This is a genomic window from Psychroserpens ponticola (assembly GCF_023556315.2).
GTDB lineage: Bacteria > Bacteroidota > Bacteroidia > Flavobacteriales > Flavobacteriaceae > Psychroserpens > Psychroserpens ponticola.
Genome location: NZ_CP116221.1, coordinates 2,045,539 through 2,060,416, shown reverse-complemented (window position 1 = coordinate 2,060,416; position 14,878 = coordinate 2,045,539). Strand labels below are relative to the sequence as shown.

At 30.3% G+C, this 14,878-nt stretch carries 17 protein-coding genes; all 17 read right to left on the bottom strand.

The genetic code is table 11. From position 1 onward, the window contains the following. Positions 1 to 95: 95 nt before the first annotated feature. The 17 genes from MUN68_RS09295 to MUN68_RS09215 all read right to left on the bottom strand — a co-directional run bounded on the left by MUN68_RS09295 (position 96) and on the right by MUN68_RS09215 (position 14,737). Positions 96 to 836: a DUF6090 family protein gene (locus MUN68_RS09295; protein ID WP_249997401.1), complete on the bottom strand. Its 741-nt coding sequence runs from the start codon at positions 834 to 836 to the stop codon at positions 96 to 98. Positions 837 to 1,056: 220 nt separating this feature from the next. Continuing rightward, complete coding sequence (locus MUN68_RS09290; protein ID WP_249997402.1) at positions 1,057 to 1,620, bottom strand: hypothetical protein; 564 nt, start codon at positions 1,618 to 1,620, stop codon at positions 1,057 to 1,059. A 159-nt stretch (positions 1,621 to 1,779) separates the two neighbouring features. After that, the gene (locus MUN68_RS09285; RefSeq protein ID WP_249997403.1) at positions 1,780 to 2,682 is read right to left on the bottom strand and encodes a T9SS type A sorting domain-containing protein; all 903 of its coding nucleotides are present in this window, start codon (positions 2,680 to 2,682) and stop codon (positions 1,780 to 1,782) included. A 196-nt stretch (positions 2,683 to 2,878) separates the two neighbouring features. After that, entirely contained in the window at positions 2,879 to 4,867 is a 1,989-nt protein-coding gene (locus tag MUN68_RS09280; RefSeq protein WP_249997404.1) for a T9SS type A sorting domain-containing protein, read from the bottom strand. 147 nt (positions 4,868 to 5,014) lie between these two features. Next, positions 5,015 to 5,938: a hypothetical protein gene (locus tag MUN68_RS09275; RefSeq protein ID WP_249997405.1), complete on the bottom strand. Its 924-nt coding sequence runs from the start codon at positions 5,936 to 5,938 to the stop codon at positions 5,015 to 5,017. 160 nt (positions 5,939 to 6,098) lie between these two features. Further along, on the bottom strand, positions 6,099 to 6,608 hold the full coding sequence (locus MUN68_RS09270; RefSeq protein ID WP_249997406.1) for a hypothetical protein: 510 nt from the start codon (positions 6,606 to 6,608) through the stop codon (positions 6,099 to 6,101). A gap of 123 nt (positions 6,609 to 6,731) precedes the next feature. Beyond that, positions 6,732 to 7,580, bottom strand: a complete 849-nt coding sequence (locus MUN68_RS09265; RefSeq protein ID WP_249997590.1) for an IS3 family transposase — start codon at positions 7,578 to 7,580, stop codon at positions 6,732 to 6,734. Beyond that, the gene (locus tag MUN68_RS09260) at positions 7,526 to 7,984 is read right to left on the bottom strand and encodes a helix-turn-helix domain-containing protein (RefSeq protein WP_249997589.1); all 459 of its coding nucleotides are present in this window, start codon (positions 7,982 to 7,984) and stop codon (positions 7,526 to 7,528) included. The genes MUN68_RS09265 and MUN68_RS09260 overlap by 55 nt, the downstream gene beginning before the upstream one ends. 208 nt (positions 7,985 to 8,192) lie before the next feature. After that, the gene (locus MUN68_RS09255) at positions 8,193 to 8,714 is read right to left on the bottom strand and encodes a hypothetical protein (RefSeq protein WP_249997603.1); all 522 of its coding nucleotides are present in this window, start codon (positions 8,712 to 8,714) and stop codon (positions 8,193 to 8,195) included. A 24-nt stretch (positions 8,715 to 8,738) separates the two neighbouring features. Then, a complete protein-coding gene (locus MUN68_RS09250) occupies positions 8,739 to 9,155 on the bottom strand; it encodes a hypothetical protein (RefSeq protein WP_249997601.1) in 417 nt (138 codons plus the stop codon). 156 nt (positions 9,156 to 9,311) lie between these two features. After that, positions 9,312 to 10,148, bottom strand: coding sequence for a DUF4886 domain-containing protein (locus MUN68_RS09245; RefSeq protein WP_272792357.1), 837 nt, complete (start codon positions 10,146 to 10,148; stop codon positions 9,312 to 9,314). Positions 10,149 to 10,384: 236 nt separating this feature from the next. After that, complete coding sequence (locus MUN68_RS09240; protein ID WP_249997328.1) at positions 10,385 to 10,705, bottom strand: antibiotic biosynthesis monooxygenase; 321 nt, start codon at positions 10,703 to 10,705, stop codon at positions 10,385 to 10,387. A 211-nt stretch (positions 10,706 to 10,916) separates the two neighbouring features. Beyond that, on the bottom strand, positions 10,917 to 11,498 hold the full coding sequence (locus tag MUN68_RS09235) for a DUF3885 domain-containing protein (protein WP_249997329.1): 582 nt from the start codon (positions 11,496 to 11,498) through the stop codon (positions 10,917 to 10,919). A gap of 147 nt (positions 11,499 to 11,645) precedes the next feature. Continuing rightward, the gene (locus MUN68_RS09230; RefSeq protein WP_249997330.1) at positions 11,646 to 12,629 is read right to left on the bottom strand and encodes a hypothetical protein; all 984 of its coding nucleotides are present in this window, start codon (positions 12,627 to 12,629) and stop codon (positions 11,646 to 11,648) included. 4 nt (positions 12,630 to 12,633) lie between these two features. Next, complete coding sequence (locus MUN68_RS09225; protein ID WP_249997331.1) at positions 12,634 to 13,083, bottom strand: T9SS type A sorting domain-containing protein; 450 nt, start codon at positions 13,081 to 13,083, stop codon at positions 12,634 to 12,636. A gap of 197 nt (positions 13,084 to 13,280) precedes the next feature. After that, a complete protein-coding gene (locus tag MUN68_RS09220) occupies positions 13,281 to 13,757 on the bottom strand; it encodes a DinB family protein (protein WP_249997332.1) in 477 nt (158 codons plus the stop codon). Between the two features lie 416 nt (positions 13,758 to 14,173). Then, positions 14,174 to 14,737 (bottom strand): hypothetical protein, encoded by a 564-nt coding sequence (locus MUN68_RS09215; RefSeq protein ID WP_249997333.1) that lies wholly within the window; start codon positions 14,735 to 14,737, stop codon positions 14,174 to 14,176. Positions 14,738 to 14,878: the final 141 nt, after the last annotated feature.

Sequence of the window (14,878 nt, the reverse complement as noted above, 5' to 3'; positions counted from 1 at the left end):
GTTAGCAAAATAAACCGAACCATTAGGGAAATCCGATAGGATTTTCCGAGTAAACACAAACCAAGCAATTGGTTATACACGTTGTTGTGCTTTCGTTATTTTTTATTCAATTCTTTTTCAATGAGACTAATTGTTTCATTAGTTTGTCTTAGTAATCCATATTTAATCCATATTTGGTCAGAAATGTTGAAATAATAGATTTGAAATAATTTTGAATATGTTTTAGAAGATTTTATTAAACGAACAAATTCATCATCACTTCTAATAAAATCTGGGTGCATTGATGTTGGTTGTTGTACATAAAAGTGGTCTGGAACATCTGGAAAAGCTGATAGATTTAGAATTAAATTAGTAACCTCACTATTATTATTCATGGAAATTTCTTTCAGTTTTTTATCTATATCCTCTCTAGATTTTGAGTAGTCTTTTAACAAATTTAGCTTATGTTTTAAGCTGTCACTTAATATTTCAAATTTTCCGGAAGAAATAGCTCCTTCTTGAACCGAGTTCAATAATGATAACGTGTGTGGATAATACAGAGTAGAAGAATAGAGCCTAAGACTATCAGTTGTCAGTTCTAAATCACCTGCAGAAAAATTAATAACTTTATTTAGCTGAGAATTATTTTTTTCTAATCCTATCAAGTGATTCTCCAAAGCTTCTTTATTGGTTGAAAATTCTTGTTTCAAGTCATGCATAAGTTTTTGCTTATCGTTTTCTGATTTTCTGCCCTCATTCCAATTATTAATTGATAACGCAATTAAAATTCCTATAACAACAAGTATGATTTCACCAATAGCATATTTCAAATACTTTCCAGTTTTCTTTTTCTCCATAAGGTCGTAGCGTATTTTTCTAAAAAAATTTATCATTGGTTAGTTGTTTCTTGAAAGGTAGAACAATTATTTAACTCGAGTGAGTGATAATGAAGTACAACGTGATTGTGTATGATTTCGTTGCGTGTTTAAGCACTAAAGTTAGCAAATAAATCACAGATAGAAAGTCCGCGAGGACTTTCGTAAGTAAGCTATAACTAGCAATTGATTATACACGTTGTTACCCAACGTTTTTATTCCTCAATTTTATTTTTCGGTCATACTTTATTTTCCAAATTCTATATTTTAATTTACCAATAAATTTATTCCATTCGTGTCTAATTCCGCCTAATTCCCAATTAACGTCAAATTTCCGTTCCGTTTTGTTTGAATTAGGTAATTCTGTTATGTAAAAAGGACGAGCTACTTTACAATGAAGCATTGGCTCGTTATTTACGATTGTCGGATAAAATTCCACTGTATGAGAAGTTTTAAGAAAATATCTGATTTCTATTATGGTTTTATTCGGTAACGATTTATAGATATGTAAATTTAAGTCATAAAGATTTTCAAATATTTTAGTTAAATCCGCCACAATTTCGTTTAATGATTTGGGTGATTTCTTTTCATTAGTCTTTTTCCGAAGTTTAGCTCTTTCAAAAAAGTTCTTTCCGATACTTTCGTCAATTTCCGACATTATAAACTCGCAATTTCTAGATATTTTATTCCAACAAATATCAGTTGCCATATCAATCAAACTTGATGTTGCATCTTGGATTTTATTTTCGAGTTCTGTTTTTTTCAAATGTTGGGTAACGGTTTTGTGTATGATTAGTTACGGAAAAGGACGTAAGTCATTTTCCGATTAGCAGCTAAGTTAATTAATTATTGTGAATTTCCGATTGGAAATTCCGCAGTAATTAATTATACACGTTGTTACCAACTGGCTTTGTTATGAAAATGATTAAATCTTAATAATTTTTTTATAATCAGTTTTTGTTCCACACTTATAATGCATTATGTATACTCCATCTGATAAATCTCCAACATAGATTTCATTTTCGACAATTTTTTTCTTTATTCGTTTTCCAGAAATATCGTAAAGAATGGCATCTAAAGAATTAATATCAATTGTGCTATTTAAATAAATAAATTCTTGCACAGGATTTAAAATGGTCAAACAATTCTGTTCAGAATTATTCTCTTCAGTTTCAATAATTGATACAGAATCTAAAAAATAATACGATAAAGGTTCACCATCAGGTAATTCCATTATAGATATTTCTTCATCAGAAGAAAATACTCCAATTGTTAAAAAAGACTCTCCTCCGTCAGATTCAATAATACCAGAAACTTTCGTCCAATTTTCTTTGTCAGATATAATATCATTACTCAAAATCTGAGGTTCAACTGACAAATGATTCAGAGTATTATCACCTTCAACAGCAAAATTTGTTAATAGAGCACCAATATGATTTAATGCGAAACTACGATTGTCTGCTAATGAAACATAAAATGAAATTTCATAAAACCTATTAGCTATTAAGGGACTCACTAATTCAACTTGCAGATATTCTCTTAACTCAAATGATAGATTGTTAAAACAGGCAAAACCTGTGAAAGCATTGCCATCTCTTGGGATTTGTGTTCCAAAGAAACTGGTTGGAATAGAATAACTCCCAGTTGAGCAAGTATGGAAAAAGTCAGCCGTTCCAGAATGGTTTAAAACATTATACCAATTATCAACATTAAAGTCTCCTTGTATTTCAGGACATTCAAAATAATTTTCAAAACTACCATTTGGTACAAGGTTTTGACTATTTAGAAATTGAACAATAAAAAATAATATTAAAAATAGCTTATTCATTCTGTCGCTGTCGTCAATTTAGCTTGTTGGTAACGGTTTTGTGTATGATTTCGTTGCGTATTTAAGCACTAAAGTTAGCAAATAAATCACAGATAGAAAGTCCGCAAGGACTTTCGTAAGTAGGCGAGTACTAGCAATGAATTATACACGGTGTTGGCAAACGTAATTCTTAAAGAAGATTAATTTTAAAAAAGCATTATTTTTTAATTACTCTAAATGTTTTTGAAGTTTCATCATGTTTAATATTTATAAAATATATGCCTATTTCCAATTGCGAGAGATCAATTGCACCTATTTTTGAACTCAAATTGACTTTTCTTCTGTAAACAGTTTTACCTAGTGTATTGTATATCCTAATTTCCTTGACATCAAATGCGTTGATATTAGAGTTTTTAATATAAATAAAACTATTTGTTGGGTTTGGATAAATGTTAAGACTTAAAGGGTTTTGAAAGTCAGTATCTGTAATTGATAGTACTTGAGCACTTAATTCTATTGAACAATCTTCATGATTAATTATCACACTATAATCTGTAAATTCGGTAGTTTCTTCTACCATAATAGAATTATTTGTTTCACCTGAAATTATAGTACTTTGATAATACCATTCGTAATTAAAATTTTCATTGTAAGTAGCACTTAGTATTTGATTGTCATAGGTTAACTCTGCATTTGGTAGTTCGGATACTTCAATTATGATTTGTTTAGGCCAACTTTCTATATTATTAATAGTTTGAGTTACGTATAAAATGTTATTCTCAGTTACTTGGAAGTTATAATTATTTCCTAAATGAATTTCATTAGTAATATCAGAATCTGAATACCATTTTATATTATCACCTGTTGCCGTTAAAGAGATTTGTGTATTATTCTCACAGAGTAGATAGTTTCTATTTATTTTAGGTCTTTCTGTTTTTTTATAGGTAGAGCTCAATGTATTTAATTGAGCAATTCCAAAAGTGTTTTCAGTAACCGATTGTGTTTCATCAATAAAATTTATTGAATTGTTATATCCAGTATAATAACAAAACCCATTATTATCAATATCAATTGCTTCAGAATAATCAGCAGTATACATAACAAATTCTTGCCTCCATTGATTAAGACCATTAACATCATACTTTTCTAGATAAGAATTTGTGTTTGTTGATGAAGAATAATATGATCCAGTTAAATACATATTTCCAGAATAATCTACTTTTATATCGGCTGGAACGCCTTTTTCTTCAAGAGTTGTGTGAGCTTCTTTTGCCCAAATTAAATTACCTGTTGTGTCATATTTAACTATATATGGTTTTGGGTTTTGACAACAAATACCATCAATATATACACTTTCAAATGTTATACCACTGTACAATGAACCACTTAAGTATAAATAATTATTAGAAGTTAATGCAATTTGTGGGTTACTATTTGTTCTGCCATCCGATGATTTTATCCAAATAAAGTTTCCATCTGTATCCATTTTTCCCCAAAAAGTATCGTCTCCCCAACTTCCATTGTGCTCCAAGGTAAAACTGTCCAAGATTAATTCATCTATATCAAAAACACCTATGAAATATATGTTACCTAATTTATCAACATCTATATCTGTGACATCACAAGCATTTGAGGAATTGTGCCATAAGTCCTTCACCCATATGGTTTCTCCAAAAAAGTCTAACTTAGCCATAAAGAAGTTCCATCCGCTTCCACCAGATATGTACACGTTATCATATTGGTCAAGTGCTATAGATTTGCCATAACCATAGTATTGGTTGTCAAAGTTGTTAGTCCAAATTTCAATACCTTCCGAGTTATATTTTGTTACAAAAATTTTTCCATCTTTATTACCTGTGAGATAAATATTGTCGTCATCGTCCGTTGTTATTGAAATATCATCACCGTATGAGTCTTCTGCCTCAATATTTATTAACCATTCAACTTCCTTTTCAGAGTTAATGCGTGCTAAATAAATATCAGCATAATAATCATCTTCTGTGTACAAAGAAAAAGAACCAAGTGAAAAGTTTTCTTGATAATATCCAGCAACAACCATATTTCCATCAATATCAACGTCCATATCTAAAGCATTATATCTCTGATCGTCACCTGTTGCTTTTATACTCCAAGTCCATTCCTGGCTATAAGATTTAATTGAAAAGGTTAATTGGAAAATTACAAGTGTAAGTAATATTTTTTTCATTTAGTTTTTTATTTATGTTTGCCAACGTGTTTGTGTATGGCTAGTTGCGTTGGCGAGAACTAAGTTAACAAAAGAAACCGAACCAATAGGGAATTCCGATAGGAATTTCCGAGTATGCAGAAACAGAGCAATTGGTTATACACGTTGTTAGCTAACGTGTTCCCATTCTAGAATTTCTACTACTTGGTTTCCGAAAGTATTTATCATTAGTTCTTTCAGCTCTTTTTCGCTCAGTTTTCCAATTTTTTCTGGATTAATGTCAATCAGAAAATTTCGAAATTCATATAGAAATTCATTTCCAAACTTTGAATATAGCTCTTTAGCTTTTATGTAAAATTGAGTTTGATACCATCCATAGTTTCGACCGTGTTTAAGAACTTCGAAGTAATCTTCTTCAAATTGCTTTAGAGTCTTGTAATTCAAGCTTCCCCATTTGTTAGAGTTAATTAGAAATAATTGAAAAGAATCCATTCTATTAAAGACATCTTGTGTTGCTAAGTTTTTTGCAGCTGCAACTTGGCATAAGTTACCGAAAATTTCATTTAACCAATGTCTTTGAGTTCCTTTTCCTGTTTTAACAAACTGATACAAATGTCCTAATTCATGCAGAGATAATGCATCTCTATAAAATAAGTCTAAGTTTAATTCTTCACCAAAATGTTGCTTTAGTATTTCTAGTTTAGAATCTGGAACATTTTTAAGACCTTGCTCTGCTCGTGTTGCCATTACTGAGCGACTCAAACCTAAGATCATATTTCCATTATAATGAGCCTGAGGCATTCCAGGAGGTGGGGAAAATGCATATTTATTCCAATTTGAATTGTCCACAAATAATACTGCAAAGTTTAGATTTTCCTTAAAAATTTTATCGAAATATACCTTTGCTTGTTCGAGATTGTCAACAGTGTTTTTAATAGCCTCAGGATTCGGTTCAGTACTATATGTTTCAAACATTTCTGAATAACTTATATCATAAAGACTTTCATGTTTAGAGCGATCAACCCAATCAGATTCTATTTGTTGCTTACATGATGTAATTAGGATTAAAATTGAAATTAGATATACTTTCATATATTTTCGATTTGCATGTTTGCTAACGTGTTTGTGTATGGCTTGTTGCGTTGGCGAGAACTAAGTTAACAAAAGAAAACGAACCAGTAGGAAATTCCGATAGGAATTTCCGAGTACACACAAACCAAGCAATTGGTTATACACGTTGTTGTACACAGTTTTATTTATGTAAACTTATAATACCTTCATATAAACTGTCTTTCCAATTATCAAGAATTTTATGTAATTTAAGAAATAAGATCTCTTCTGGCGATTTAAATAATTTTTCATCAGTCCAATGTGAACTCATACTTATTGAAAAAGAATTTGAAGAATGGTTAAAACGATATAAGTCCTCAGAAATTCCTTCAGGACTATACTTTTCTTTTTTACTCGTATAAAGTGTTTTTAAGTTTACCTTTTCAATAGATTTAAAATCCTCAATAATTTGAATAATATTTTCTGGTAATAAGTTGCTTTGATAGAATGAAAACAATCTTTTTTTTGCAGGGAATTTGTACCAAAACAGTTTAACTTCAAAGCAATAATTTTTATCGATGAAGATATCAATTACTCTTGGTATAGCAGTCCAATTTGGTCTTGAATGATAGTGCAATAAATATTCAGACTTTAATTTTTTTTCACCAATTTCATAATATTTTGTGTCATCAGAATATTCAGCTTGTGTCATTAGTTTTCTAGTTCATTGTATTATACTGAAATAGGTTGACCTTTTTTATTTATTATTTCGACGTTCAAAAGATTTTTTTCAGCCGTTTATAAGGCAAAAAAATAGTTTGAACTAGGTCTGTTTTTAAATCGTTAGTTCAGGTAAATTTACATTATTTTTTCGATAGGATTTGTATTTGATGTTTGGATTTAAATGGACTTCGGCAGGTTTTCTTAGATCCAGGCTAAAATGCGTTCTCAGATTGTTATAAATATATACAGCTTGCTCGGTCATTTTTTGAGCTAGGTCAGTGTTTTTAATGGTTTGTTTTAATCCGTATTCATATTTAAGAGTTCTATTAATGCGTTCGGCAATAGCATTTTCATAAGGGTCGTATTGCTCGGTCATACTCAAGGTAATTCCATTGTTTTCAGCAAACTCGGTGTATTTTGGGTTACAGTATTGAAACCCTCTGTCAGAATGATGAATAAGTTTATGACTGGGATACTTTCTATTTTTAATAGCCATAGCGAGGGCATCTGTGCAAAGTGATGTTCTCATATGATTATCTATTTTGTAGCCCATAATTTGCTTAGAATACGCATCAGTTACGATTGCTAAATAATTATGACCGTCTTGGGTTTTAATGTATGTTATATCACTTACCCATAGTTGTTCTGGTCGAGTAGGAACGTGGTCTTTTACGATATTTTTGTATTTTCTGTACATGTGATTAGAGTTTGTGGTTGTGATGTAGTTTTTGCGTTTAGGAACCAGTAAATTATAATACCTTAAAAAGCGATAGAATTTGTCTCTACCAATTTTAATATCATCGTTAATAAAGTCTTGTTTAAGTTCAGTATGTAGTTTTATTCCACCAGTTTTGGAGCCTACTTTTTTACGGTAGTCTTTAACCATTTTAATAAGTTTTTGATGGTCTATTTCTTGTTTTTGTTGGGCTTTGAGTCTTTTGTAGAAGGCTTGTTTAGATATCCCAAAACATCCATAGAGCCATTTTCTTTTATACGCTGTTTTTTCTTTAGCTCTATCTCTTTTGCTAATGTTTTGGGTAATGACTTTTTTGACATATCGACTCCTGTAATGAGTTCCATATCAGCAATGATATCTTGCTGAAAGTCTTTTTGAAACTCTAGTTCTTCAATCTTTTCCTTAAGTTTTTTAATTTCCTTGTCTTTACTCATACCATTGTTTTGTTGTACTAAGGTACTGTATTTTCTCAACCAATAGGTAATGGTAGTTCTCGGAACATCATACTTTTTAGATGCGAAGTTGGTAGATACTTGACCGTTTAAGATTTGGTCAACAACTAAAAGTTTGGTTTCTAAAGTTACTTTTTGATAGCTTTTTTTTCGCCAGTGTTCATTTTGTGTTTTCATAAGTGACTATAATTAAGTGATTAATTTTTAGTCAACCTATTTCAGGAAAGTTCACATGTTAAATTGTGTACAACGTGTTTGTGTATGGCTTGTTGCGTTGGCGAGAACTAAGTTAGCAAAAGAAACCGAACCAATAGGAAATTCCGATAGGAATTTCCGAGTACACACAAACTGAGCAATTGGTTATACACGTTGTTGTAGTGTCGTTTTATCTAACACCTTTAGTTTGTAAATCAACATATACATCTTGATCTCCATGATATTCTTTTCCAAACTTAATATTAATATCATAGTTGATTCTGTATAAATTTAAAACATCATCTACCATATCCTTTTGACTTTTTGCTATTTTCAATTCATTACGATGATTATTTAAAGCACCAAAAGCCATTCCAATTGGCCCAAGACCTGCAGCCATTATTATAATAGGTATTGCAGAAATTACTCCACCTTCAAAAATATATTTGCCTAAAAGAAATCCACCAACCATTACAGAAATCCCAATAATCGCAAATATTATGAAATAGGAATATGTAACAGCTTTAGCTCTATTAGCTTTTTGATAACGAATATTTACTTCTTTCACTTTACCCTCAAACTTTTCATTTAATTCAATTTTTGCACAAGTATTATTGAATTCTGGTTTTCTATTTGTTAATGCACAAGTTGTACCTTTTTTAAAGTCAACTTTTTGATTGTCACATAAATTACAATGTTTTGATAAATCCATTAAGGTTAATGATTAAAAGCGTTTTTATTCATTCCAAATGTCAGAAACATTTTCAACAGGTAAATAATTCCACCAACTATAATCTACAAATTTTTCTTGAATCATTAATGTGTCATTTTTTTTATTTACCAATTCTAAAGGGTATTCCGCTATCATGCTATATTTTGGATTTTCACTGTCATAAACAATAACAACCATTTTATCTATAGGATATTTATCTCCTTGTTTGCCATGAAACTTAATTCCGTTAACTTGATATTCGTATCTGGAATAATCGTAATCTCTTTTTCCTTCTTTCCAATTCGCAACTATTTTGCCATACGTATATTTAGTATTTGTTTTAAGTCCATAAAAGGTTGAATAATTCCAAGAAAAGAGTATTCCTAAAACAATTACTAATCCTATAAAAATTGTATATGAAGTTCGTTTTTTACTTTCCATTTCTCAAAATGCACTACAACGTGTTTGTGTATGGCTAGTTGCGTTGGCGAGAACTAAGTTAACAAAAGAAACCGAACCAATAGGAAATTCCGATAGGAATTTCCGAGTACGCACAAACAGAGCAATTGGATATACACGTTGTTACCTGTAGTTTTTTCAATCCGCAATTCGTTTTAATAATTTTGCTGTTTTAGGTTCAATTTCACCGTTATATTTTATACTTGATGCTTTGTTGTTAGTTAATATTTTATAAAAAATACAAGCATTTAAAAAAGCGCCATATTTATTAGAATGAATTTCATCTTCATAAAGTTCCACTTCAGGATATTTCGTTAATATTTCATAAAATTTAGTTCCATTATTGGATCTTAATATTTTATTTTTATTAGCTAAAATTTCGTAAGATTCGTTTATCAGTTTAATTTTTTGTTCTAAGTTCTTAATAATTGGTGAACAATAGTCGTAATCTTCTAAGTCTTTTTCAATCGATCTACCTGAATAACAGTATTCCTTTGGGTATCCTTTTTTTGATGGCCAAGTATTAAAAAGTATAAATTTGCAATTTGAATTAGAAACTAATTTTTTAATATCTGTAATAGCTTTATTCACTTTTAAATCTCGATTTTCTGGAATTAAAACACTCACAGTTCCTGTTTGAAAAATTATAATATCCCACTTTTTTTCAAGAATTTTTTTTTCAGTTACAGTAGTTTCTTCAGCTGTTTTTTTTCTAGTGCTAATTCCGTTTTCTGTCCAAGAAGTAATCATATCTGTTAAATGCGCTGATAATGACATTCCAGGAAAAGTGATTTTTTCAATATTTATGAATGGAGTAGTTTCCACAAGCATGTTTCTTAATGTTTGAGTCATTCCATTATATTCAGTTAGACTATTTCCAATAAATAAAACATTTATTCTTTCGTTAAATTGCTTTTTTTGTGACTTACAACTGATAGTCGCTAAAGATAAAATGATAAATAGAATGATTCTCATAAATTACAGGTAACGGTTTTGTGTATGATTAGTTACGGAAAATGGCGTAAGTCATTTTCCGATTAGCAGCTAAGTTAATTAATTATTGTGAATTTCCGTTTGGGAAATTCCGCAGTAATTAATTATACACGTTGTTAGCTTTTAGTGCTTTTTTGTCCGTTCTATTATTTGTTCATTATCTAATTCCGCAAACCAGCTTAAAATTCCACAATTAGTTAAATTCCATTTTTTGATTATTACAAGATTAACTCTTTTTTAAACTCATAATGTTGTGCAGTTTTATCATATCTCAACAATATACGTTTTGCATTTTCAGGAATATATGCGATTTCATAATTTTCACCAGCAAACTTTTTCACTGAATCGATAGAATCGAATTGAAGAGTTAAAAAGAATTCAACCTCAGTTTTTCTATTCTGTGTAGATATGCTAACCTTTTCTAAGCCATCAACTCCATTCTTTTTCACAGTTGGGAATACTTCATTAATAAGCATATCTTCGTAAATAGGTGCATTTTCTATTGTCGTCCAACCTTTCCAAGTTCTGATAATTTTCATTTTATTCTCCATTAAATTCTTTTTCGAGCTTCGATTCCACAAACTTGCTCTTGCATTAAAGCTAACGTGTTTGTGTATGATTTCGTTGCGTGTTTCAGCAACTAAATTAGTAAACTAAAACGAACCAGAGGAAATTCCGAAGGAATTTCCAAGTAGGCGAGAACCTAGCAATGAATTATACACGGTGTTGGCAAATCGTTTTTTATTTCCGCTACATTCCATCTTCTCGTTCTGAAAGCCAATCTTTATATTTAGTTTTTAATTTGTCTCTTTTTTCTTGAGTATCAACTATTATGTCCATTCCACCATCATAAGGTGATACAATACAATTCCTTTTCGGACAAACGAACATTGCTCGAAATTCATCATCCGCAATATTTTTCAACAGTCTGTTTTGAGAATTAATTATCCAAGTATCAGGTTTGAAATAAACATCATAAAAAAAATCATCTTCATATTCTTCCGGATAAGTTTTATGAAGTTCAATCGTTCTGCTTTTTTTAAATTCTCCGTATTCAGATAATTCGGTTGAGATTTTGTCGGTCAATTTCGTTTCGTATTGTCCAGACACAATTATTATTTCCGTATTCTCTCCAATTAGTTCAGAAATCAGTTTGTTTTGTCTATTCAGTATTATCTGATATTCATCTTCCGATTCCGCATATCTTTTCGATTCGGGTAAACTATGAATTCGTAGCCATCTTTTCGGATAAACACTTTTTAATTCGTGTCCGATTTGATTCGATTCAGGATAATTTAAATCCCAATATTTATTAAATTCTATGCTGTTCATCAAATGTTTGCCAACGGTTTTGTGTATGGCTAGTTGCGTTGGCAAGGACTAAGTTAGCAAAAGAAACCGAACCAGAGGAAATTCCGTTAGGAATTTCCAAGTAGGCTAGAACCAAGCAATTGGTTATACACGTTGTTGTGCGTTCGGCTATTTACTAATTCCATTAATTGGATTTCCGTTTAAAGATGTAGATGACCAGTTACCACTTCCATAAAAACCATATGCGTTTGAATCAGTATATATTGCAATAGTATTCATCGAAGACACTGCACCAATAGGATTTCCATTTAAGGATGTAGGTGACCAGTTACCACTTCCATAAAAACCATATGCATTTGTATCTGTGTATACAGCAATAGTCTCATTAGAAGCTACAGCATTAATTGGGTTTCCATTTAAGGATGTTGATGACCAGTTTCCACTTCCATAGAAGCCGTATGCATTAGTGTCTGTATATACAGCAATAGTCTCATTAGAAGCTACAGCATTAATTGGGTTTCCATTTAAGGATGTTGATGACCAGTTACCACTTCCATAAAAGCCGTATGCATTTGTATCTGTATATACAACTATTGTATTATCTGTAGCAATAGCTCCAATTGGATTTCCATTTAAAGCTGTAGATGACCAGTTACCATCTCCATAAAAACCATATGCATTTGTGTCTGTATATACTACAATGATCTCACTAGTATTGCTTTTTGCTTTTATAGATTGAGGAAGGCTGGAAATGTTAACGCTTTCTGAATATAAAGCATATGGAACACTCATTAATTGATTCGTACCTATAATACTATAATTTGTGCCACCATTAGGATCCACTTCAACTTTTAAAAACTTGGAATTAATTCCCCAATTTATTTCAGAAAAACTTCCACTATTTGATGTTCCTTGACCAATATTTAAATTAAACAAACCTTGAGAATTTGTTGTTTTTATATGTGATTCCTCGTACACTAACGTACCAGTTGCAGAATTATCTAAAATACTGATGCGTATCCCTATATTACCATTCACAACAGGGTTTCCGTTCGTGTCAAAGGCTACTGCTTGATAACTAATACCTTGTGGAGATTGAGCAAATGTAAATAGTGATACTATTAAGAATGTGATTGTAAAATAATTTTTCATAATGTTATTTTTTTATAATTTTAAATGACTGAATATTTTGATTGTCTGTTTTAATAATATATGTGCCTGTTTGTAACTCCTCTAAACTAACCTTTTGATTGATGATTTTTTTATTTCCTATAAATCTACCATTTAAGTCATATATATAAATCTCATTAATTGTTTTGTTTTCTAATTCAAGAAAAAGGAAATTAGAAGTTGGATTTGGATAAAACTGTAAATTTTCTGAGACCTCAATTTCATTAATTCCAAGAGAAGTAAACTCTATTTTTGAAATGACACCAATGATTCCAGAACTTAATTCATCTTGATTTTCTGGAATTACAAATACTTCTCCAATCGAATAAATTAAGTTATTATTGGAGTTTGCTCCACTATTTGTAGATGCTATATCTTGTCCATAGGTAAAATGAATAAGACTTAAAAGAATAATAAATGTTAAGATTTGTTTCATAATTTTTATTTTATTGAGTTCGGATGTTTTGTTTAAGCTGACGCACAACGGTTTTGTGTATGGCTGGTTGCGTTGGCGAGAACTAAGTTAGCAAAAGAAACCGAACCAGTAGGAAATTCCGATAGGAATTTCCGAGTACACACAAACTAGCAATTGGTTATACAAGTTGTTGGCTGTAGTTTTTAGTTCTAGATACTTTATAAAATTTCGTTTTTAATTATCATTTTCTCAATTTGAAGTCTGTGCCTTAAAATATGAACTATTGCATGTTCAATAATCGCTTCTAAATCGTAAGTTGTCCAAGAAGTTTTGATTATAGTATTCATTAATTCGCGATATGTCAAATGCCATTTGTTTTCAAAAGTTTCAACAGTGTATTCAAACATTTTTTCAAGTTCAGTTATTCCTTGTTCAGTTGTTTCAATTTCTATTTTTAGAACAACATAATTATTTCCAAACCTTTTTCTAATATAATTCGCATAACCATATCCTGAATTAATCATATGCAAAACTATATTCCTTACTGATTGAAAGTCAACCGCAGTTTTTTCATTATATACTTTTTGAAATTCAGCGTCAGGAACTTGTAAGAGCAAGGCTTTTAATTCGTTCAGAGCTTTTTCGTATTCGTCTGTTAAAGCTCCAATAGCTCCTTTCCTAAATGTTCTATTCATTTTGGTTTCTGTTTCCTTTAATTACTGCCAACGTGTTTGTGTATGGCTTGTTGCGTTGGTAGGAACTAAGTTAACAAAAGAAACCGAACCAATAGGAAATTCCGATAGGAATTTCCGAGTACACACAAACCAAGCAATTGGTTATACACGTTGTTGTGCATAGTTTTTTTTACCATCCTTTCAATACCATATTTGTTTTAAAAACTTAATAATTGAATCGATTGTTAAATAATATAAAAAAACAGTAGCAATAACTCCAATGACAATTATATTATCAGAACTAATATAATCTGGTACTAATAAGTTGTAAAATGGATAAAGTAATGTGAAAAGGTATATTGTAAAAACGATTATTGATATTATTCCTTTTAATAACAATTTTATAAACTTCTCAAACATAATCTAAACCAATAATTTTATAATTCATTCAGTTTATTCACAGCAATATCCCAATCGATTGGGAAAAATTTATTAAATAAAATTTTTGTTTGAATTAGTTTGTTTCCTTTAATATAATTAATCGTAAATCCTTTAAAATCTCTGTTGTTTGGGTTGAGGAGAGCAAATGATTTACACGTTTCAAAAGGTAAGTTAAATTCATCTGTTTCTTCTATCAAATATTCTATTCCATTCAGATTCGTTTTATTGTTTTCTGCGATTAATTTGTCAATAAGCACCAAATCAATATTGTCAAAAATATAAGTATTTGATTCCATTTTCCCATAAATCTGATTTTGGTCAGAACTATAATCTAAAATGTAAGAGTATTTTTTTAAGTTTTTATTTTTACTTTTAAATTCATAAAAAGCGTCATTTCTGATTGGCATAATGGTATCAACCCATTTCTGATTAAAAATATCTTCCGCAACAAATAGTTTTTCTATTCCATCTTTAGGTGAAATTTTTGTCTTATCATTTCCTTTTTTACAGGAATTGATTAATAAAAATAGTGCTGAAAATAGTATTAATGTTTGTTTCATTTCGCTTAGCTCAAATTATGCACAACGATTTTGTGTATGGCTGGTTGCGTTGGCGAGAACTAAGTTAACAAAAAGAAACGAACCAGTAGGAAAATCCGATAGGATTTTACGAGCACACACAGACCAAGCAATTGGTTATAC

Coding starts and splice junctions, on each gene's coding strand:
- MUN68_RS09260 (WP_249997589.1), bottom strand. CDS start 7,984: ATGAAAACACAAAATGAACACTGGCGAAAAAAAAGCTATCAAAAAGTA.
- MUN68_RS09240 (WP_249997328.1), bottom strand. CDS start 10,705: ATGAAAATTATCAGAACTTGGAAAGGTTGGACGACAATAGAAAATGCA.
- MUN68_RS09295 (WP_249997401.1), bottom strand. CDS start 836: ATGGAGAAAAAGAAAACTGGAAAGTATTTGAAATATGCTATTGGTGAA.
- MUN68_RS09220 (WP_249997332.1), bottom strand. CDS start 13,757: ATGAATAGAACATTTAGGAAAGGAGCTATTGGAGCTTTAACAGACGAA.
- MUN68_RS09215 (WP_249997333.1), bottom strand. CDS start 14,737: ATGAAACAAACATTAATACTATTTTCAGCACTATTTTTATTAATCAAT.
- MUN68_RS09245 (WP_272792357.1), bottom strand. CDS start 10,148: ATGAGAATCATTCTATTTATCATTTTATCTTTAGCGACTATCAGTTGT.
- MUN68_RS09255 (WP_249997603.1), bottom strand. CDS start 8,714: ATGGATTTATCAAAACATTGTAATTTATGTGACAATCAAAAAGTTGAC.
- MUN68_RS09270 (WP_249997406.1), bottom strand. CDS start 6,608: ATGACACAAGCTGAATATTCTGATGACACAAAATATTATGAAATTGGT.
- MUN68_RS09275 (WP_249997405.1), bottom strand. CDS start 5,938: ATGAAAGTATATCTAATTTCAATTTTAATCCTAATTACATCATGTAAG.
- MUN68_RS09225 (WP_249997331.1), bottom strand. CDS start 13,083: ATGAAACAAATCTTAACATTTATTATTCTTTTAAGTCTTATTCATTTT.
- MUN68_RS09235 (WP_249997329.1), bottom strand. CDS start 11,498: ATGAACAGCATAGAATTTAATAAATATTGGGATTTAAATTATCCTGAA.
- MUN68_RS09285 (WP_249997403.1), bottom strand. CDS start 2,682: ATGAATAAGCTATTTTTAATATTATTTTTTATTGTTCAATTTCTAAAT.
- MUN68_RS09230 (WP_249997330.1), bottom strand. CDS start 12,629: ATGAAAAATTATTTTACAATCACATTCTTAATAGTATCACTATTTACA.
- MUN68_RS09280 (WP_249997404.1), bottom strand. CDS start 4,867: ATGAAAAAAATATTACTTACACTTGTAATTTTCCAATTAACCTTTTCA.
- MUN68_RS09250 (WP_249997601.1), bottom strand. CDS start 9,155: ATGGAAAGTAAAAAACGAACTTCATATACAATTTTTATAGGATTAGTA.